This window comes from Methylobacterium mesophilicum SR1.6/6 (assembly GCF_000364445.2).
In the GTDB taxonomy this organism is placed as follows: Bacteria; Pseudomonadota; Alphaproteobacteria; order Rhizobiales; family Beijerinckiaceae; genus Methylobacterium; species Methylobacterium mesophilicum_A.
Genome location: NZ_CP043538.1, coordinates 1,898,638 through 1,915,455, shown reverse-complemented (window position 1 = coordinate 1,915,455; position 16,818 = coordinate 1,898,638). Strand labels below are relative to the sequence as shown.

Below are 16,818 nucleotides of genomic sequence, written 5' to 3'. Positions count from 1 at the left end.
GTCCCGGCCCGGACCTGCTCATGCCGGAGATCGACGGTCGCGACGTGTGAAGCCCGCCGCGGGACTTCGCGGGCGCGGCGGCTTACGCGGAACGCCCCATGGCCCACGTTGAGGGGACAGCGTGTGCTTTCCTCGTTCCGGCTGGCTTCGGAGCTAGGGGAGAAGTCATCGCGCGGCCTTGATCTGCCGCAATCCGACTCCGGTGCGCGGATCAGGCCGGCTGCGCGGGGATCTCGCCAGGCGGGCGGCGGGCGGCGGACGCGCCCGGATCCGCCATGGCCTTCCCGCTCAAGCCTGAGGGCATGGGATCGCGCGCTTCTCTGGCAAGCAGGTCGAGTAACGCGTCGAACACCAGTGGTTTCTCGACCAAGGGCAAGCCCGCATCCCTGGCCCGCGCTCGGATGCCCGGGTCGGGATGGCCGGTGACCAGCACCACCGGGACTTTGGCGTCGAGCTTGCGAAGTCGGTCGAACACCTCAAGGCCGTCCATGCCCTTCATGACGTGATCGAGCAGGATCAACGCCGGGCGCGGCCCCGGGAAGGCCGCCAACAGGCCTGAGCCGTCGGTGAACGTCTCGACAGCATGGCCCTCGCCTTCGATCAGGAAGCGCGTGGAATGGAGAACGGCCGGGTCGTCGTCCACGACGTAGACGAGGCGGGGTGAAGCTGTGGTCATGGCTGCTGCCGGTCGGTGCGGTCCTCGATTGAAGATCGCCACCATGCGAGAACAGGCCGGCGGCCGCCTTGACCTGCCTCAAGCCGGTGTCAGGCCAAGCCGGTCAGCACCGACCAGCGCACCAGTTCCTGAAGGTTCTCCGCCTGCGTCTTGGCCATGAGCTTGGCCCGGTAGATCTCGACGGTGCGCGGGCTGATGTCGAGCGTTCGGCCGATCTCCTTGCTGGTGCGGCCGGCGACGAGGTGGTCCAGGACCTGCCGCTCGCGCTCGCTCAGGGTTCCCACGCGACGCACGAACTCGCGCAGCGTCGGATCGACCGCTCCGGTGACCTCGCCCCGCTCCAAGGCCGACCTGAGCGCTTGGATGAGCGCGTCGTCGTCGAACGGCTTCTCGATGAAGTCGCAGGCGCCGAGCTTCATCGCCTCGACCGCGAGCGGCACGTCCCCGTGCCCCGTCATCATCACCACCGGCAAGGCGTGCCCCGCCGCCCGCAGACGGCGCAGCAGTTCGAGCCCGTCGATGCCCGGCATGCGGATGTCGGTCAGGACGCAGCCCGCGGACGGTTTCGCCAGCCCATCGAGCAGGTCCGCCCCGGCCTCGTAGAGCCGGATCTCGAACCCCTCGGTTCCGAGCAGGAAGCCGACAGAGTCCCGCATCGCCGGGTCGTCGTCCACGACATGCACGAGATCACTTGCCATCGCGCGGGTTCCCCTCGTGGGCGGCCGGGAGCGTCAGCCGGAAGGTCGCCCCGCCGACGTCGTTGCGTTCGACGTCGAGGCGTCCGCCATGCGCCTCCACGATGGTGCGGCAGATCGAGAGCCCCACGCCCATGCCGCTTTGCTTCGTGGTGACGAATGGGTGGAACAACCTGTCCGCGATCTCTTCGGCAATGCCGGGACCGGTGTCCGACACGGCAATCTCGACCGCCCTCCGGCCGAGGGGTCTCGCCTCGACGGTCAGTTCGCGCCTGTCGCTCCGTTGCATGGCCTCGCGGGCGTTGCGCAGCAGATTCACCAGGACTTGCTGCACTTGGACCCTGTCGGCGAGAACGGAGCCGGCCCGCGGGTCGACAGCGACGCGCGTGACGATGCCCTGCTCGCGGGCCCCGACCAGCGCCAGCGCGCTGGCTTCCTCGATCAACCGCGCGACCGGCTCGACCCGCTTCTCGGTCTCGCCTCGGGCTACGAACTCGCGCAAGCGCCGTATGATCTGGCCGGCTCGCAACGCCTGCTCGGCGGTCTTGTCGAGGATCTCCATCGTCTTGGCGATGGCTTCGGGGCCGGTGCGCGCCAGCAGACGGCGGCAGCCCTTGGTGTAGTTCGCGATGGCGCCGAGCGGCTGGTTCAATTCGTGCGCGAGCGCGGAGGCCATCTCGCCCATCGCGCTGAGCCGGGAGACATGGGCGAGTTCGGACTGGAGTTCCTGGAGGCGCGCCTGGGTCCGCTGGTGCTCGGTGAGGTCGTTGATGAAGCCGGTGAAGTACACCTGCTCGCCCGAGCGCATCTCCCCGATGGCGAGCTCCATCGGGAAGGTCGAGCCGTTGCGTCTCTGGCCGGTTACGACCCGGTTGGTGCCGATGATGCGGCGCTCGCCGGTCCGGTGGTAGCGCTCGAGGTAGCCGTCATGCTCGCGCCGCATCGGCTCCGGCATCAGGATGCGGACGTTCTGCCCGACCGCCTCGCCGGCCGCGTAACCGAACAGGCGCTCGGCCGCGGCGCTGAAGGAATGGATGAGGCCCGCCTCGTCGATGACGACCATCGCTTCGGGCACGGTGTCGAGGATCGAGCGCAGGTGCGCCGCGCGTGCCCGGATGTCTTCCTCGGCCCGCTTCTGCTCGTCGATGCTCAGGACCACCCCGCGATGCCGTGCCGGCCGGCCGGCCGCATCAAGGCTCACCCGCCCGCGCGAGCGCAGCCAGCAGACGTGTCCGTCGGGCCGCACGACGCGGTAGTCGACCTCGTAGCTCCCGCCATCCCGCAAGGTCCTCTGGATGGCGTCTGCCCGGCCCTGTCGGTCGTCGGGGTGCACCAGAGCCTGTGAGTCGGCGAAGGTGGTCAGCCGCTCGGGCGGCACTCCGAACAGGCGCGCGCAGGTCGGTGAGATGGTGGCCCGCCCGGTCGGGATATCCAGCGACCAGACGCAGATGCCGACCTCGTCCAGGGTCTGCCGAAGCTCGTCACTCGCCGGCGTGACGTCTCGCTCAAGGCCGGCGCTGGGCATGTCGACGGGGTCCGTCATGAACCGCACCCGGAAAAATCCTGCGCGCGGCGGTCGTGAAACTGGCCTCTCTCCGCCTTCAGACCAGTTGCATCGCGCGTCCGGTCATTACTGCGATTCCGGTACAAGGAACAGCCGCCGACAGGTTTTCAAAGTCGGCGTCGGATAGTTCTTTGGGCCGAGCCGCTTGAGGTGGATCAAGGCCTCCCGGCGACGACGGGATGAACCATGGGGTCGATCCAGACCGGAGAACCCCCATGTCCAGACCCAGCCCTTCGACCAGCCCTTCGGCCCTCGCGGGCATCCGCGACGTCCTCGTCGGCACCGCCGTGGAGGGCGAGCGCGAAGGGGCCTCGTCGGCCATCGGCTATGGCCTGACCTTGGCCAAGGCCGCCGGCGCCCACCTCACCGTCCAATCGGCCTCGTGGCGCCTCTCGGGTGACGACGCTTGGCTCGGCGACTTCGATGACGAGGGCGTCGCGGTCATCGACCGCCGGCTCGACGCGCTGGCCCGCTCCATCGCGCAGCGCTCGGCCGGTGACGCGGCGCAGGCCGGCGTGATCTGCATGACGGAGACGCCGAGCCTGCCCTATCCGGAGATCGTGAGCCGGCTTACCGAGCGCGCGCGCCTGCACGACCTGACCGTCTTGGACATCGGCGCTCGGGCCTTCGACCTCGACCGCGAGATGATCGAGAAGGCGTTGTTCCACAGCGGGCGCCCGGTCATCGCGGTGCCGCCGGGACACGATGCCTTCACGGTGCGGCGGATCATGGTCGCCTGGGACGGCAGCGCCCAGGCCGCGCGGGCGGCGAACGACGCGTTGCCGTTCCTGCGCGCGGCCGAGGCGGTCGAGATCGTGTCCGTCGGCACCGAGGCGGAGATCCACGCCGAGGTGCCGGGGGCCGAGTTCGCGCCCCATCTCGCCCGCCACGGGGTGAACGCCACCGTCAACGACCTGCCAAGGGGCGAGAGCGTCGCCGCGACCCTGCGCGCCCAGGCCGGGCTGTTCCGGGCCGACATGATCGTGATGGGCGCCTACCGGCACTCACCCACACGCGAATACTTCCTCGGTGGTGTGACGCGCTCCTTCCTGAGGGGCAGCCCGGCCCCGCTGTTCCTCGCCCACTGAGCACGGGAGTTCGATGATGCCGAACCGGAGACCATCACGGGGCGGCTCGGTCCGCCGGGCAACGCGGATGCCGGGTTCCGCGCGTCCGCCGGACCAGCCTGGGCCGGCACCGTTGAAGCACGGCGAGCCGCCTGCCCAAGTGCGGGCACCGAACCGGCCAGAGTGGCCCGACCCGCTGAACGACGAGGAACTGCGCGCCCTGGAGGCCGGCTGGGGCTTCGTCGAGTGATGGGGCCGCGCGCACCGCTGCGCTTCAGGCTTGCGGGGCCGTCACAGCTGTGCCCGCGCGAGTTCCTCGATGGCCTGGATCAGACGGTGAAGGTCGGCCCGGTGCGGTTCAGGCGTGGCGCGCTCGGTCAGGGCCCCGATCAGCCCGTCGACGTAAACGGAAGCGCCGGAATAGGCCAGGGTCCAGTCCGCGAAGCGCCGCCCGTCGATGTCGTCGTAGACCAGCACCTCCACGCCGGTGTGGCGCGGGTCGCGGCGGATGCTGTCCATCAGCGCGTCCACCCCGGAGCGTGGACCCTCGAGGATCTGCGCGAACCTGCTCCGGGATGCGACAAGCGCACCCGTGATCCGGAGCCCGGCGTTCCTGGCCCTGGACGTCGCGACGATGTCCCGGACGTCAGCATCGGATGAGACCCGCCGGCTGACGTAGAGAAGCGATCCGTCCATGGTACCCGTTCCCTGGGCATCGGTGTCCCGGCGAACGTTCGTCCGCAGCACCCGTTCGCCGGCACCTCTACGTACGTCTCACCGCCTGAGCGTCCTGATGTAGGCCGTCAGGTCGGCGGCGTCGCGCGGACTGAGCCGGAAGTCCGGCATGGCCGGATGGCGGCGCTCGACGCCTTCGTCCAGGACGTCGGCGAGGTCACCGATGGGGAATGTGCCGGCGAGCGCGCGGAACGGCGGCGCCTCGCGCATCCGGCTCGCGTCCGTCGCGCGGACCGCGTGGCAGCGCGCGCAGACGACGCCCGCGAGGTCTCGGCCGCGCGCTGCCGAGACCTTCTCCGCCGCGGCGGGCTTGGCGAGCAGGCAGAGCGCCACGGTCGTGCCGAGGACCATGCCCCTGCCGGACATCAGTGGCACATCAGGCAGCAGAGGGGCGAACGGTCCAGAAGGTCACGCGTGACCCCGCCGAACATCCATTCCCGCAGACGGGAATGGCCGTAGGCGCCCATCACGATGAGGTCCGCGTCCCGTCGCAGGGCGAAGCCGACGATCTCGTCGCCGTCGCGTCCGGTCGGATCCAGGAGGTGGACGGTGACGTGGGCGCCGTGACGGGCGAGGTGGGCGGCGACGTCGCCGGCGCCCTCGCGCTCCCCGTTCGCGCCGACGGTCGCGACGAAGACGTGATCTGCATCGCGAATGAAAGGCAGCGCCGCTGTCACCGACCGCCGGGCCTCAGGCCCGTCCTTCCAGGCCACGACGATGCGGGCCGCGTTCAGGTTCATGAGCCGCGGCGGCACGACCAGGACGGGCCGGCCAGCTTCCATCAGCACCGGTCCGGGCGGCACGGCGAGGGGCCCGGGGTCCTCGTCATCCGGCCCGAGCCGGCTGATCACGACGAGGTCGGCCTCGCGGGCCCGCTCCACGAAGTGTGTGACGGGATCGGCGAGAGCCTCGCGCCAGTCCGTGCGGATCTCCGTCCCGGCGCTCCGCTCGAACAGGGCACGCGCCGCGTCGAGGATACGGCGGACGTCCGCGATGTTTCGTTCCTCCTGCGCGACGGCGTCGTAAGCGTCCCGTACCAAGAGCGGCACCGGCACCTTGTGGCCGGCCGCTCCCGTGAGGGTCGCCTCAAACCGTCGGGCCAAGTGGCCGGCGAGACGGATCCGGTCGGGCGCCGCGTCGCCGTGATCGATGGAGACGAGGATGTTCGCGTAGTCCATGGTCTCCTCCGTCGTGCCTCGATGCCGACGACGGGAAGCTTGCCTCGCCTGGGATGGGCCACCTTGATCCATCGCAAGCTCGCAGGGGCACCGTCGGGACCGGCCTCACGGACGGCGGGCGACACCTTATGCCCACCGCTGGCGGCCGCCCCGGGGACCGCCCAGCGCGCGCATGGCGTTGAGGATCACGGCGACGTCGATAGCCTCCTGCAGAAGCGCCCCTTGCAGGGGCGTGAGGTGGCCCAGCGCAGCCGCCATCATGCCGGCGACCGAAAGCCCCAGGCCTGCCCACACGCTCTGAAGCGCGATGGCACGGGTCCGCTTCGCGATGCGGATGGCATCCGACAACGGGGCTAGGCTGTCGACCAGCAGGACGACGTCTGCCGCCTCGGCAGCGGCTGCCGCGCCCCGAGCGCCGAGGGCCACGCCGAGGTCGGCGGCTGCCAAGGCGGGCGCGTCGTTGACGCCATCGCCCACCATCATCACGGGACCGAGCCGGCGCTCTGCGGTCACGGCGTCCGTCTTGTCTGTCGGGTTCAGGTCGGCGGCGACGGCGTCAACCGGCAGGCCGGCGACGAGCGCCTCCGCGACGGCGCGTCGGTCTCCGGTCGCGAGCACGACCCGCTCGATGCCGCACGCGCGCAGTTCGAGGAGCGCGTTGCCGCCGTCCGCCCGCAGCGGATCGGCGAACACCAGCGCGGCGGCGGCCGCGCCGTCGATGGCGACCAGCACGGTTGCCGCGATTGCCGCCATGCCTCCGCCCTCGTCCTGCGACGGGAAGTGGACTCCGTGCATCCGCATCAGGTGCGGTCCCCCGACAACGACGAGCCGCCCCTCCACCAGCCCGGCCATGCCTTCCCCGGGCGTTTCCTCGACGTCTTCGGGCTGCGAGAGCGTCAGGCCTCGTCGAGCCGACTCCTCGATCAGGGCGCGTGCCAGCGGATGACCGGAGGCCTGTTCGAGTGACGCCACGAGCCTCAGGACCTCGCTTTCGCCAAGGTCGCCCAGAATCCGTGCAGCGGTCAGCCGGGCGGCCCCGTCGGTCAGGGTGCCCGTCTTGTCGACCACCAGCACACGGACCTTGGCCAGCATCTCAAGTGCGCCGCCGCCCTTGATGAGAACGCCGATGCCGGCTGCGCGGGAGAGGCCGGAGACGAGGGCGACGGGCACCGCCAGGATCAGCGGGCATGGCGTGGCGACGACCAGCACAGCCAGCGTCCGAAGGGGGTCGTCGGTAGCGAGCCAGGTGCCCCCGGCCAGCAGCAGCGTGAGGAAGAGGAAAGCGAGCCCGTATCGGTCCGCCAACCGTGCCATCGGCGCCTTTTGGGCTCGCGCCGCCTCCACGAGCTGGACGATCCCGGCATACGTGCTCTCGGCCGCGCGCCGCCCCGTCATCAGGGTGAACGGCGTGCCCATGTTCACCGTGCCGCTCAGCACAGGTTCGTTCGCGCGGAAGGTGACGGGCAGCGCTTCGCCAGTGAGGCTCGACTGGTCGAGCACGGCGCGACCCGCGGCAACCCGGCCGTCCACCGGCAGGACGTCACCGACGCGCACCAGAATGCGGTCTCCCGGTTTTAGCGCGGCGATGGGGACCTCTCTCAACGCGCCTTCTTCCTCGCGCAGGGCGGTGCGCGGCTGGCGGGTGAGCAGCGCCGTCATCGCCCGCCCGGCTCGGCCAGCCGCGTAAGCTTCCAGCGCCTCGCCGCCCGCGTACATGAGGGCGATGACGGCGCCAGTCAGCGGCTGGGATAGGGCGAGTGCGCCGCCCATCGAGATCAGGGCGACGAGGTCGAGCCCAACGTCACCCTTCGTCAGACTCGCCGCGATCTGGATCAGGAGGGCGCCGAAGATCGTCAGGGTCGCAAGCGTCCACGCCCAGGCGGCGAATTCGGGATGACCCAGCGCGCGCAGCAGAAGGCCCACGCAGAGGGCAGTGAGCGGGAGGAGGGCCAGCCATTCCCGCAGCCGTGACGCCCACCCGGCGACCTTCGAGCATCCTGCTTCGGTTGAGCCTACGGCCGCAGTCGACATCCTCGGGGCGTCCTCGGCTTTGCGAGCCTCCTGACTGCGGCCGGGCTGTGCGAAGGGTTATGCGCTGGATCAATGCGTCCCTGCATTTCCGTCGCGGTCATGACCAAAGCCACACCGGCGTCCGCTTACCCATGTCCCGAGTTCGGAAGCAGACGGGCCGCGAACAGTCACAAGCCTTCATTGGCCACCGCTCGGACGTGGCGGCTATCGCGCCCTCATCGCGCGTGTCGGCTCGACAGCCACGATTGCCTCTCCGACATCGTCGGTCATGGTAAAATCCTCCGTGCAGATCGCGATTGGCGCAGCCCCGCCTCCGTGCTTCGGTCGGCTCGCCCGGCACCACGCATTCTCCACCGTGGCAGCGGCACGAGCCCGGACCGAGCGGTGACGCTTTCACTCGCGCAGCCGCTGTGATTAAGTGTCGTCAGATCGACCGTTGGCTCGATGTACTGGACGCCATGGGCCGCCCGCCTGTCGACGCCCCGAAGACCCTGCCGGTGTCGTTCCGGTTGCCGCTCGCCGTGCCGGCGGCGGTCCGGAGGGCTGCGAAGGATGAGACCCGGTCGGTATCCAGCCTCATGGAGAGGCTCCTCACCGAGCATCTGAAGGCGAAGGGCTATCTGACATGACACGTGTCGGCGATCAGCCCGACAAGATGACCGAGGTCGCCGGACTGGCGGCGGCGATCGCCGACCGCATCCTCGAACAGCACGAGGCGGCGATGGAGATCCCGCCCGAGCAGTTCCGGATGCTGGTTCGCGCAGCGCGGATGCTTCTGGACAACGACGTGCCTTGGCCGTCCTCCGTCGAGCAGGTCATCATGGAAGTCGCCCAGCGGGTCGAAGACGCCAAGGCGTCCGCGTCGGAGCTCTCGGCCGGTCCCGGCGGCGACGACGTCGTGATGCGCCTGACGCAGTCGCTCACCGGGCGCCCCCAATCCTGATGCTGTCGGCGCGACGACCGCCTTCCGGATCGCGCCGGCTCAGCAACCGATGCACACGTGCGGGTCCCATTTCGGCAGCGGTTTCAGCGGCGGCAGCGGCTTCGGCACCGGCTCGATCGTGGTAACGCTCAGCTTGGGCAGGGCGACCGGAGCAGAGTCCTCGCTCGCGGGCTTCGTCGCGGGAGCCGGAAGGGTCGGCGCCTCGAGCATGCGTTCCATGTCAGCGGGTTGATCGATGGTGCCAGCCTGCTCCAGTTCAGACGCCCGCGCAGCAAGGATGCTGAGCGAAACGGCAAGGGCTGCCGTGAGGAGGCGGGCGACGGTCATCAGGATGCTCCGCCCGCACAACGTCTTGCCCCTGGCGAAGTTCGATTGTGGCCCGCCTCCCGTCGGCGTGATCCCTTCGACGTCCTGACATCAGTGCCATCGGCCGGCGTCGGGGCGCCGAGCCGGACCGTGCGCTGCCCCTGCTGACGGCGCCCTGGCCCCAGCGCATGACAGGCGGCCAGAGTCGGTGCGGGAGAAGACCAGCGGGCCCTGGCTGTCCTGACGGACGCGGTGCGGGCAGCGCACGCCGTTCACCGCCACCCCGAGCCAGGCGTCACCGCACACCGATCGCGTTCGGCGCTTCACCGGCCGGTCGCCCGGTCGCGCCCCGAAGGCCGTCGAGGCCGCCGAGGCTGATGTGCTATACTTCTGTGGTCGACGAACCCGTGGAGGTTCCGATGGACAGAAAGCAGGCGTTCGAACTCGTCCTCTTCATCGTTACGGTCGTCCCGCTGGGCCGCAGCCTGATGCCGGCCTCGCTGCGCTCACGGGGATCCGACAGGCGCTCTTCGGAAAGTCGCGGCAGCGTCGGCGTCTCCGGTTCGGACGGCGGCTCTTGGTTCGGTTCCGATCACGGCGGCTGCCACGGGGGTGCCCACGGCGGCGACGGCGGGAGTTGCGGCGGCGGTGGCGGCGGTGACGGCGGTGGCGGCGGCGACTGAAACCGATGGGTAGGTCACGCTACGCCCGAGGTCAGATCCTCGCCCCCCGACGGCTTCGGCGAAGCGCGCGATCCACCATCATCGGCGCCCGTCTATCCCGCCCGATCCCCGCTCAGCCGCCGTTCAGCTGAGCCGTACGAAAGTCCCCACGGTCAAGGTAAGTACAAGTATTTCTGAATTGTATCTGCGATCAAGATTGCCAATTTATGGTCAAGCTCGCATTCTGCTAAATTAAAATTGGATGAATGCGCAATTCAGAACTGATTAAATCCGCCAGGCATACCAGCGCCGCCAGAAGGCGATGAGACGCGTTCTCGCCGCAATCGGCCGCAGGGCCGGCGCGGTGGGCCGCCATGCCCCTCGGGGCCGCATCGCGCACGGGACGGGGCGCGACCATGACCGGACACGAGGACGAGCAGGCGCCCCTGGCCACCGCCGGGATGGCGGAGGCGGCCGGGCCAGCCTCTGCGCGCCCGCGTCACCCGGCGGAGCCGCACCCCGCACCGCGCCGCGCCATCGACGGCGTAGCACGGGACCGGATCGGGCGCGGCCTGCGCCTGCACTATGCCGAAGTCCTGGCCCTGCCGATCCCGGACCGGCTCCGGACGCTGCTCGACGACCTCGCCGCCTGCTCGGACACGGAGGTCCAGCCATGACTCTGATGCTGCACGCCGCTCCCGCGGGGAGCGGAACCGGATCGGCACCCATGACCACCGCAACGGGCACACCGACCGGCACCGACACCGAGATGCGCGACCTCCTGCTCGCGGCGATCCCGGCCCTGCGGGCGTTCGCGTTCTCGCTGACCTACGATCTCGACCGCTCGGACGACCTTGTGCAGGACACGCTGGTCCGCGCCTGGATCAACGCCGCCAGCTTCCGCCGGGGGACCAACCTCACCGCGTGGCTGTTCACGATCCTGCGCAACCTGTTCTACTCGGAGCAGCGCAAGCGCAAGCGCGAGGTGGAGGATGCCGACGGCGTCCTCGCGGGCAAGCTGACCTCCCTGCCGGAGCAGGAGGTCCGGATGGAGATGGCGCAGTTCCAGAACGCCCTGAACCGCTTGCCCCCCGCGCAGCGCGAAGCGCTGGTCCTGGTCGGCGCCCAGAGCTTCACCTACGAGGAGGCCGCAGCCATCTGCGGCGTCGCGGTCGGCACCATCAAGAGCCGGGTGAGCCGGGCGCGCCTGCGCCTCATCGAGGTCCTGGGCATGGACGGGAGCGACGATATCGGTCCCGACGCGCAGACGCGGGCCGCCCTGGACAGCCCCTGAGGGCGGGTCCCGGACCGCTCACTTGATGAGCCGGACGATCTCGCGGAAGCGCGGGTTCCGGGCGCTGCCGAGCCACTCGAACACCACCATCTCGGTGGTGACGATCTCGGCGCCGTGGGCCGCCATCCGAGCCAGCGCCGCGTCACGGTTCGCGGTCCGGCGCGAGCCCACCGCGTCGCGGACGACATAGGCCCGCCGCCCGGCCTCCAGAAGCCCCAGGACCGTCTGCAGTACGCAGACATGCGCCTCGCACCCGGCCACCACGCAGTCGCGGTCGGCGGGCAACTGGTCGAGGAAGCCCGGCGCCCGCGCAGCCCCGAAGCTCATCTTCGGAAACGCGACGCCGCGCACCGGGGCGAGTTCCGGCACAGTCGGCCCAAGCCCGCCGGCATTCTGCTCGGTGAACAGGATCGGGACGTCGAGGCACTGCGCCGCCGCGGCGAGGCGGCCCGTCTGGGCGATCACCTCCGCCCCATCGGCGATCGTCGGCATGAGCCTGACCTGGAGATCGATGGCGAGGAGGAGCGAGCGGGTCGGGTCGATCAGCGGCATCGCGGTCAATAGGTCGCGAACAGCCGCGCCACCACCTCCGGCTCGCCCGTGACGGTCAGCGCCAGGGCGAGGAGGATCCGGGCCTTCTGCGGGGTCAGGTTGTCGGCGCTGAGGATGCCGCGACTGCGCAGGCGGGTCGTGAGGGGCACCACGCCGCTGCCGGCGCGGGTGGACATCACCACCACGAGCCCGGCGGCGGCCGCCGCCTCAAGGGCCTCGGCCTCGGCCGGCGGCGTCATGCCTGGGGCGAGGCCGGCGGCGACGAGACCGCGGGCCCCCGCGGCCCGGAACGCCCGCACGGCCGTGCCGTCGGCATCGGCATAGCCGTAGGCGATGTCGACCCGCGGCAGCGCCGCCAGCGGGCGGATGTCGAAGGGCGTGCCTGGCGCGGTCGCGCGCTCCGAGCGGCGATAGTAGCGCACGCTGTCGCCGTCGACGTGGCCGAGCACGCCAAAGTCCGGGGTCCGGAAGGTCTGGAGCCGGGCCACCGAGGTCTTGGTCACCTCGCGGGCCGCCTGGATCTCGTCGTTGAGCACCACGAGGACGCCGCGCCCTCGGGAGGCGGGCGCGGCCGCCACGCGCACGGCCGCCACGAGATTGAGCTTGGCATCGGTGGAGAGCGCGCTCATCGGCCTCTGCGAGCCGACCAGCACCACCGGCAGATCCACCGTCAGGGTGAGACTCAGCGCGTAGGCGGTCTCCTCCAGAGTGGCGGTGCCGTGCCCGATCACGATCCCGGCGAGGTCGGGGTGCTCGGCCGCGAGCTGCTCGCACAGGCGCACAAGGTCGCGCCACTCGGCGAAGCCGATCGCCGGGCTGGGGACCGCGCGGAACGGGACCGGCACCACGCGCGCCACGCCCGTCAGCTCCGGGACCGCCTCCAGGATGCCGCCGGCTTCGAGGCGCCGGTCGGTGGCGGTGTAGTCGAGGATGTCGAGGGCGTCGCGCCCGAGGGACGAGATCGTGCCGCCCGTGCCGATGAACGCGACCTTGGGCAGCCCGGTCCCATGGGCTGCCGCCTGTTCCGTCGCCGATCCTGCCGCCATGCCGTGCCTCCCGGCCGTCTCCGGCCGCGCGAATGCGATGGCGGTGTGATGCCGCGTCGGGCGGCCAGGGTCGACCCCGCCCGACGCAGGCGGCCGATGCGCCGGACGCGTCGGTCTCAGCTCTGGAAGTCGAACAGCAGCGCCGAGAAGGTGGTGCCGGTGCTGGTGCCGCTGGCCCCGTAGCGCGCAGCGCCGGACTGGCTGCTCTGAAGCTGCTGAATGAAGGTGGCGAGCAGATCGTTCGTCGATGAAGCACCGGGCCCGCTCGACGTGTCGGACGACGTCCCGTCCGTGGTGCTGCCGGAGGCTGAGATGCTCGGCGGCAGGCCGGGCGGGGGTCCCGGGGGCGGACCACCCACGCCCGCGATGCCGTCGTCGCCCGAGGCGATGTCGGAGGCCTGTGTGCTCCGGCCCTGGCCGGCGAACAGGGTCTTCAACGCGGTCGCTTGGTCGCTGGTCAGGGCGCCGCTGCTGACCTGATCGGAGATCAGGCTGTCGATCCGGTCCTTCAAGGAGGAGGGATCGAGCGTCGCCGGGCTCGTGCTGCTGCTGCCAGCCCCCGGCCGGTTGGCCGAGAGGCTCGCGTCGATGGACGACAAGGCGCTCGTCAGCGCGGTGGCGTCGGTGCTGCTCAGCGTGCCGGCCGACAGCGCGCTGCTGATCGTGGCGGACATCCGCGTCGTCGGGCTGTCCTGGGCGGACCATCGCGGCGCGTAGGGGTGCGATGTCGTGGGAGATGCAATGGTGCTCATGAAGGCGCTCGGGGCACGGATCTGCCGGAAACGCCCAGCGGCGGGTCCGTGTGCAAATTACCCACGCGCACCTTAAGGCCGCGTTTCACCGTCATTGTGCGTCATTGTGCAGGAGCCGTCGGGGCGAGCGAGAGCCGCGCCGCCATCTCCGCGAGCGGAACGAAGCCATCCGGCTCCGTCACCGATTTCGCGCGCTCCGGGGTCGCTCCGGCGCGCGCGATGACGGAACCGGTCGCAACCGCGAGACGGGGACCGGAAGCTCGGTCAGACGCTCGCGGCCACGCGCAGCGGCGGCAACACCTCGGCGGAACGCGCCGCGGGGACGGCGTGCCCGTAGAGGCCGCGATGCTTCGGATGCGGGCAGAGCCGGTCGGTCAGGCCGATCACCGTCTCGGCCGCTCCGAGCAGGAGCGCACCCTCCGGCGCCAGCTGAGCGGAGAGCCGCGCCAGGATGTCCGACTTGGTCGGTGCATCGAAGTAGATCAGCACGTTGCGGCAGTAGATCACGTCGAACTGGCCCAGCGACGTGAAGGTGTGCAGCAGGTTGAGCTGGCGGTAATCCACCATGCTGCGCAGGCTCTGGGCGATCTGCCACTGCTCGCCGACCTGGGTAAAAAACTTGATCAGCCATTGCACCGGCAGGCCGCGCTGGACCTCGAAATGACTGTAGAGCCCGAGCTTGGCCTTCTCGATAACCTCGGTGGACAGGTCGGTCGCCACGATCTCGATCTGCCAGCCTGCGAGCCGGGGCGCCGCCTCCTGGAGCAGCATGGCCAGCGAGTAGGGCTCCTGCCCGGTCGAGGCCGCCGCGCACCAGATCCGCAGCCGGCGCCGGCTGGCGTTGCGCACCATCAGCTCCGGCAGCAGCGTGTCGCGGAACAGGTCGAAGGGGATCCGATCGCGGAAGAAGAAGGTCTCGTTCGTGGTCATCGCCTCGACCACGGCGCGCTCGATCGCCCCGTTCTGGCCGAGCTTGAGGACGCCGATGAGCTCGCCGAGGCTGGCGAGGCTGAAGCGGCGGCAGACCGGTGTCAGCCGGCTCTCCACGAGATAGCGCTTCTCGGCGGTGAGCGCGAGGCCGGAGCGCTGCTTCAGGAAGCTGCGCAGGAAGTCGAATTCGAGCTCGGTCATGCCGGCTGCCCCGTGATCATGGCGCGCAGTGCCGTCGCCAGTTCGGGGAGCGGCAGGACGGCCTCGGCGAGGCCGGCCCGGGCGACGCTGCCCGGCATGCCCCAGACCGTGCTGGTGGCCTCGTCCTGGGCCAGCACCGGCCCGCCGGCCTCCGTGAGCGCCCGGGCTCCGTTGGTGCCGTCGGAGCCCATGCCGGTGAGGATCACGGTGGCGGTGGCGGCCCCGAACACGACCGCCGCATCCTTGAACAGCACGTCGACCGCGGGGCGGCAGAAGTTCACCGGCGGGCCGTCGGTGAGCTTGATGACGGGGCCGTTCGGCCCGGCGGCGAGGCCCATGTGGCGGCCGCCTGGCGCCACGTAGATCCGGCCCGGCTCGACCCGCTCCTCGGCCTTGCCCTCTGCGGCCGGGAGGCGGGTGCGGGTGGCGAGGTGCTCCGCGAACACCGCCGTGAAGATCGGCGGCATGTGCTGGACGATCAGGACCGGCACGCGGCGCAGGGCGGCCGCGCCGATCCCCTCCAGCATCTCGCCCACCGCCCGGGGTCCGCCCGTGGACGAGCCGATCAGCAGGGCACGCGGCTGGGTCCGGCTGCGCACCTTGGGGCGGAGGGTGAAGGGCGTCGCGGGGCGAGGCGCGGCGGCGGCCGCCTGCGGGGCCGGCGCGGCGACGGGCGTGGCGGGGAAACCCGTGGGAGCCGGGGCATGGGCCGGGGCGTGGGCCGGGACCGGGCGCCGAGCCCGGGCGCGGGCGGAGCCGAAGACCCGGACCCGCTCGATCAGGTCGGCCCGGAACGTGTCCGAGGTGGTGACGCCGCGGCTGCTCTCGGGCTTGGCGATGTAGTCCACCGCGCCGAGGGCGAGGCAGCGCAGGGAGATGTCGGCGTTGCGCGTCGTCAGCGTCGACATCATCACGACCTGGACGCTCGGGCTCATGGCAAGCATGCGCGGGAGTGCGGTCGTGCCGTCGAGTTCCGGCATCTCGATGTCGAGCAGGACCACGTCCGGGTCGTGCTTGGCGATCAGCTCAAGGGCGATCCGGCCGTTCGAGGCCGTACCGACGAGCTCGAACCCGGCCTCGCCGATCCAGCGGGCCACGAGGCCGCGCACCACGGCGGAGTCATCGGCCACCAGCACCCGGATCGCGGAGGCGGCGGACGTCGTCGTGCTCTGGGCGGCGGGCTGGGCGCGCAACGGGGCGACCGCGGGACTGAGGGCCATGATGCTTGCCTCGGGGACAGGTCGCGGGTGTCGGGGTGTCGGAGCGAAGGTGTCAGGCCGCGTCGGCGACGAGGCCGACCTGCTCGAGCTTGGCCGTCAGGATGTCGCGGTCGAAGGGCTTCATGATGTACTCGTCCGCCCCCGCCCGGAGCGCCCGGGCGATCGCGCCGATATCGTTCTCGGTGGTGCAGAACAGGACCTTCGGCGCGTCGCCTCCCTCGCTGCGGCGCAGGGCCTGGAGGAACGCGTAGCCATCCATGTTCGGCATGTTCCAGTCGAGCAGGATCGCGTCCGGCATGCTGGCCGCGCAGGCTTCGAGGGCGGCGCTGCCGTCCTCGGCCTCGCTGACGTTCATGCCGAGATCCTCGATGATCCGCCGGGCGACCTTCCGGATCACCGCGGAATCGTCCACCACGAGGCAGGTTGTCTGGTGCGGCGCCTTCATTGCCCTCTCCTCAAGCCGCCTTGGCGCCGGCGGTCGTGAAGCCGAGGAGCGCGTCCACGTCGAGGATCACCAAGAGCCGACCGTCGAGGCGGTGGACACAGGTGGCGAGGTCGCGGAAGCGCGAGTCCAGGTTGATCGGCACAGCCTCGCGGCTGTCGGCGCCGAGCTTGAGCACCTCGCCGACGCCGTCGACCACCAGCGCGAAGGTCTCGCCGGCCTGTTCCAGGCCGATCGCCATCTGGGGGTTGGCCTTGGTCCCGTCCGCCGCGGCCTCGGCGTCGGGCATGCCCAGGCGTCGGCGCAGACTCATGGCCGTCACCACGCGGCCGCGCAGGTTCAGGAGGCCGACGATCTCGGACGGCGCCAGCGGGACCGGCGTCACGCCCGAGGGGACGAACACGTCGTGGACCCGCTCGATCGCCAGCCCGAACAGGGTCTCGCCGACATAGACCGTCACGAAGTCGTCGGTGGCGCCCGTCTCGGCGGCGGTGGCGTTGGCGTTGGCAGCCTGCATCGGAACT

General features: G+C 70.7%; 22 protein-coding genes. 7 read left to right on the top strand and 15 right to left on the bottom strand.

Annotation, left to right across the window (positions count from 1 at the left end; translation table 11 throughout):
- Positions 1-211 precede the first annotated feature (211 nt).
- Genes MMSR116_RS08965 through MMSR116_RS08955 form a run of 3 tightly spaced genes read right to left on the bottom strand, consistent with a single transcriptional unit; the run spans position 212 to position 2,914 of the window.
- Positions 212-721, bottom strand: coding sequence for a response regulator transcription factor (locus MMSR116_RS08965; RefSeq protein WP_348529354.1), 510 nt, complete (start codon positions 719-721; stop codon positions 212-214).
- A 44-nt stretch (positions 722-765) separates the two neighbouring features.
- The gene (fixJ, locus tag MMSR116_RS08960) at positions 766-1,374 is read right to left on the bottom strand and encodes a response regulator FixJ (protein WP_010684791.1); all 609 of its coding nucleotides are present in this window, start codon (positions 1,372-1,374) and stop codon (positions 766-768) included.
- Entirely contained in the window at positions 1,364-2,914 is a 1,551-nt protein-coding gene (locus tag MMSR116_RS08955; RefSeq protein WP_010684790.1) for a PAS domain S-box protein, read from the bottom strand. The genes fixJ and MMSR116_RS08955 overlap by 11 nt, the downstream gene beginning before the upstream one ends.
- Positions 2,915-3,150: 236 nt before the next feature.
- On the opposite strand from MMSR116_RS08955, the gene MMSR116_RS08950 reads away from it, so the two are divergent.
- Positions 3,151-4,023, top strand: a complete 873-nt coding sequence (locus MMSR116_RS08950; protein ID WP_010684789.1) for a universal stress protein — start codon at positions 3,151-3,153, stop codon at positions 4,021-4,023.
- 270 nt (positions 4,024-4,293) lie between these two features.
- Here MMSR116_RS08950 and MMSR116_RS08945 read toward each other — a convergent pair whose 3' ends face one another.
- The 4 genes from MMSR116_RS08945 to MMSR116_RS08930 form a co-directional block, all read right to left on the bottom strand.
- Entirely contained in the window at positions 4,294-4,698 is a 405-nt protein-coding gene (locus tag MMSR116_RS08945) for a BLUF domain-containing protein (protein WP_039893692.1), read from the bottom strand.
- A 78-nt stretch (positions 4,699-4,776) separates the two neighbouring features.
- Positions 4,777-5,103, bottom strand: a complete 327-nt coding sequence (locus MMSR116_RS08940; protein WP_039893691.1) for a c-type cytochrome — start codon at positions 5,101-5,103, stop codon at positions 4,777-4,779.
- Positions 5,103-5,915: a universal stress protein gene (locus MMSR116_RS08935; protein ID WP_010684786.1), complete on the bottom strand. Its 813-nt coding sequence runs from the start codon at positions 5,913-5,915 to the stop codon at positions 5,103-5,105. The genes MMSR116_RS08940 and MMSR116_RS08935 overlap by 1 nt, the downstream gene beginning before the upstream one ends.
- Positions 5,916-6,041: 126 nt before the next feature.
- Complete coding sequence (locus tag MMSR116_RS08930) at positions 6,042-7,946, bottom strand: heavy metal translocating P-type ATPase (RefSeq protein WP_010684785.1); 1,905 nt, start codon at positions 7,944-7,946, stop codon at positions 6,042-6,044.
- A 458-nt stretch (positions 7,947-8,404) separates the two neighbouring features.
- Between MMSR116_RS08930 and MMSR116_RS31330 the strand changes: the two genes are divergently transcribed.
- Both MMSR116_RS31330 and MMSR116_RS08925 read left to right on the top strand, forming a co-directional pair.
- Positions 8,405-8,575 (top strand): hypothetical protein, encoded by a 171-nt coding sequence (locus tag MMSR116_RS31330; protein ID WP_191991884.1) that lies wholly within the window; start codon positions 8,405-8,407, stop codon positions 8,573-8,575.
- On the top strand, positions 8,572-8,889 hold the full coding sequence (locus tag MMSR116_RS08925; RefSeq protein WP_010684783.1) for a hypothetical protein: 318 nt from the start codon (positions 8,572-8,574) through the stop codon (positions 8,887-8,889). Before MMSR116_RS31330 ends, MMSR116_RS08925 begins: the two co-directional genes overlap by 4 nt.
- A 39-nt stretch (positions 8,890-8,928) precedes the next feature.
- Here the strand turns inward: MMSR116_RS08925 and MMSR116_RS08920 are convergent, their stop codons facing one another.
- A complete protein-coding gene (locus MMSR116_RS08920; protein ID WP_010684782.1) occupies positions 8,929-9,216 on the bottom strand; it encodes a hypothetical protein in 288 nt (95 codons plus the stop codon).
- 398 nt (positions 9,217-9,614) lie between these two features.
- Here MMSR116_RS08920 and MMSR116_RS08915 point away from each other — a divergent pair, with 398 nt between their 5' ends.
- The 3 genes from MMSR116_RS08915 to MMSR116_RS08905 all read left to right on the top strand — a co-directional run bounded on the left by MMSR116_RS08915 (position 9,615) and on the right by MMSR116_RS08905 (position 11,151).
- Positions 9,615-9,878 carry a hypothetical protein gene (locus tag MMSR116_RS08915; protein ID WP_010684781.1) on the top strand — a complete coding sequence of 88 codons (264 nt, stop codon included), beginning with the start codon at positions 9,615-9,617 and terminating at the stop codon, positions 9,876-9,878.
- Positions 9,879-10,273: 395 nt separating this feature from the next.
- Positions 10,274-10,534, top strand: a complete 261-nt coding sequence (locus MMSR116_RS08910; protein WP_010684780.1) for a NepR family anti-sigma factor — start codon at positions 10,274-10,276, stop codon at positions 10,532-10,534.
- A 50-nt stretch (positions 10,535-10,584) separates the two neighbouring features.
- The gene (locus MMSR116_RS08905; RefSeq protein WP_039893688.1) at positions 10,585-11,151 is read left to right on the top strand and encodes a sigma-70 family RNA polymerase sigma factor; all 567 of its coding nucleotides are present in this window, start codon (positions 10,585-10,587) and stop codon (positions 11,149-11,151) included.
- A gap of 18 nt (positions 11,152-11,169) precedes the next feature.
- Here the strand turns inward: MMSR116_RS08905 and MMSR116_RS08900 are convergent, their stop codons facing one another.
- From MMSR116_RS08900 to MMSR116_RS08890, 3 genes are all read right to left on the bottom strand, one after another.
- A complete protein-coding gene (locus MMSR116_RS08900) occupies positions 11,170-11,703 on the bottom strand; it encodes an isochorismatase family protein (protein ID WP_010684778.1) in 534 nt (177 codons plus the stop codon).
- Between the two features lie 5 nt (positions 11,704-11,708).
- Entirely contained in the window at positions 11,709-12,749 is a 1,041-nt protein-coding gene (locus tag MMSR116_RS08895) for an asparaginase (protein WP_010684777.1), read from the bottom strand.
- A gap of 116 nt (positions 12,750-12,865) precedes the next feature.
- Positions 12,866-13,348, bottom strand: a complete 483-nt coding sequence (locus MMSR116_RS08890) for a hypothetical protein (RefSeq protein ID WP_244625629.1) — start codon at positions 13,346-13,348, stop codon at positions 12,866-12,868.
- Here MMSR116_RS08890 and MMSR116_RS32220 point away from each other — a divergent pair.
- Complete coding sequence (locus MMSR116_RS32220) at positions 13,338-13,466, top strand: hypothetical protein (protein WP_280178354.1); 129 nt, start codon at positions 13,338-13,340, stop codon at positions 13,464-13,466. The two genes, MMSR116_RS08890 and MMSR116_RS32220, sit on opposite strands and share 11 nt — an antisense overlap.
- A gap of 299 nt (positions 13,467-13,765) precedes the next feature.
- Here the strand turns inward: MMSR116_RS32220 and MMSR116_RS08885 are convergent, their stop codons facing one another.
- Genes MMSR116_RS08885 through MMSR116_RS08870 form a run of 4 tightly spaced genes read right to left on the bottom strand, consistent with a single transcriptional unit; the run spans position 13,766 to position 16,811 of the window.
- Entirely contained in the window at positions 13,766-14,632 is an 867-nt protein-coding gene (locus MMSR116_RS08885) for a CheR family methyltransferase (protein WP_010684775.1), read from the bottom strand.
- Positions 14,629-15,852, bottom strand: coding sequence for a chemotaxis-specific protein-glutamate methyltransferase CheB (gene cheB, locus MMSR116_RS08880; protein WP_010684774.1), 1,224 nt, complete (start codon positions 15,850-15,852; stop codon positions 14,629-14,631). Before cheB ends, MMSR116_RS08885 begins: the two co-directional genes overlap by 4 nt.
- Positions 15,853-15,904: 52 nt before the next feature.
- Positions 15,905-16,297 (bottom strand): response regulator, encoded by a 393-nt coding sequence (locus MMSR116_RS08875; RefSeq protein WP_010684773.1) that lies wholly within the window; start codon positions 16,295-16,297, stop codon positions 15,905-15,907.
- A gap of 10 nt (positions 16,298-16,307) precedes the next feature.
- Positions 16,308-16,811, bottom strand: coding sequence for a chemotaxis protein CheW (locus MMSR116_RS08870; protein ID WP_010684772.1), 504 nt, complete (start codon positions 16,809-16,811; stop codon positions 16,308-16,310).
- Between the last annotated feature and the right edge of the window lie 7 nt (positions 16,812-16,818).

Excerpts from the sequence above, each read along its gene's own strand:
- cheB (WP_010684774.1), bottom strand. The coding sequence starts at position 15,852 with ATGGCCCTCAGTCCCGCGGTCGCCCCGTTGCGCGCCCAGCCCGCCGCC.
- MMSR116_RS08915 (WP_010684781.1), top strand. The coding sequence starts at position 9,615 with ATGGACAGAAAGCAGGCGTTCGAACTCGTCCTCTTCATCGTTACGGTC.
- MMSR116_RS08945 (WP_039893692.1), bottom strand. The coding sequence starts at position 4,698 with ATGGACGGATCGCTTCTCTACGTCAGCCGGCGGGTCTCATCCGATGCT.
- MMSR116_RS08935 (WP_010684786.1), bottom strand. The coding sequence starts at position 5,915 with ATGGACTACGCGAACATCCTCGTCTCCATCGATCACGGCGACGCGGCG.
- MMSR116_RS08870 (WP_010684772.1), bottom strand. The coding sequence starts at position 16,811 with ATGCAGGCTGCCAACGCCAACGCCACCGCCGCCGAGACGGGCGCCACC.
- MMSR116_RS08955 (WP_010684790.1), bottom strand. The coding sequence starts at position 2,914 with ATGACGGACCCCGTCGACATGCCCAGCGCCGGCCTTGAGCGAGACGTC.
- MMSR116_RS08950 (WP_010684789.1), top strand. The coding sequence starts at position 3,151 with ATGTCCAGACCCAGCCCTTCGACCAGCCCTTCGGCCCTCGCGGGCATC.
- MMSR116_RS08875 (WP_010684773.1), bottom strand. The coding sequence starts at position 16,297 with ATGAAGGCGCCGCACCAGACAACCTGCCTCGTGGTGGACGATTCCGCG.
- MMSR116_RS31330 (WP_191991884.1), top strand. The coding sequence starts at position 8,405 with ATGGGCCGCCCGCCTGTCGACGCCCCGAAGACCCTGCCGGTGTCGTTC.
- MMSR116_RS08905 (WP_039893688.1), top strand. The coding sequence starts at position 10,585 with ATGACCACCGCAACGGGCACACCGACCGGCACCGACACCGAGATGCGC.
- MMSR116_RS08900 (WP_010684778.1), bottom strand. The coding sequence starts at position 11,703 with ATGCCGCTGATCGACCCGACCCGCTCGCTCCTCCTCGCCATCGATCTC.
- MMSR116_RS32220 (WP_280178354.1), top strand. The coding sequence starts at position 13,338 with ATGGACGACAAGGCGCTCGTCAGCGCGGTGGCGTCGGTGCTGCTCAGC.
- MMSR116_RS08895 (WP_010684777.1), bottom strand. The coding sequence starts at position 12,749 with ATGGCGGCAGGATCGGCGACGGAACAGGCGGCAGCCCATGGGACCGGG.
- MMSR116_RS08965 (WP_348529354.1), bottom strand. The coding sequence starts at position 721 with ATGGTGGCGATCTTCAATCGAGGACCGCACCGACCGGCAGCAGCCATG.
- fixJ (WP_010684791.1), bottom strand. The coding sequence starts at position 1,374 with ATGGCAAGTGATCTCGTGCATGTCGTGGACGACGACCCGGCGATGCGG.
- MMSR116_RS08920 (WP_010684782.1), bottom strand. The coding sequence starts at position 9,216 with ATGACCGTCGCCCGCCTCCTCACGGCAGCCCTTGCCGTTTCGCTCAGC.
- MMSR116_RS08940 (WP_039893691.1), bottom strand. The coding sequence starts at position 5,103 with ATGTCCGGCAGGGGCATGGTCCTCGGCACGACCGTGGCGCTCTGCCTG.
- MMSR116_RS08885 (WP_010684775.1), bottom strand. The coding sequence starts at position 14,632 with ATGACCGAGCTCGAATTCGACTTCCTGCGCAGCTTCCTGAAGCAGCGC.
- MMSR116_RS08910 (WP_010684780.1), top strand. The coding sequence starts at position 10,274 with ATGACCGGACACGAGGACGAGCAGGCGCCCCTGGCCACCGCCGGGATG.
- MMSR116_RS08930 (WP_010684785.1), bottom strand. The coding sequence starts at position 7,946 with ATGTCGACTGCGGCCGTAGGCTCAACCGAAGCAGGATGCTCGAAGGTC.
- MMSR116_RS08925 (WP_010684783.1), top strand. The coding sequence starts at position 8,572 with ATGACACGTGTCGGCGATCAGCCCGACAAGATGACCGAGGTCGCCGGA.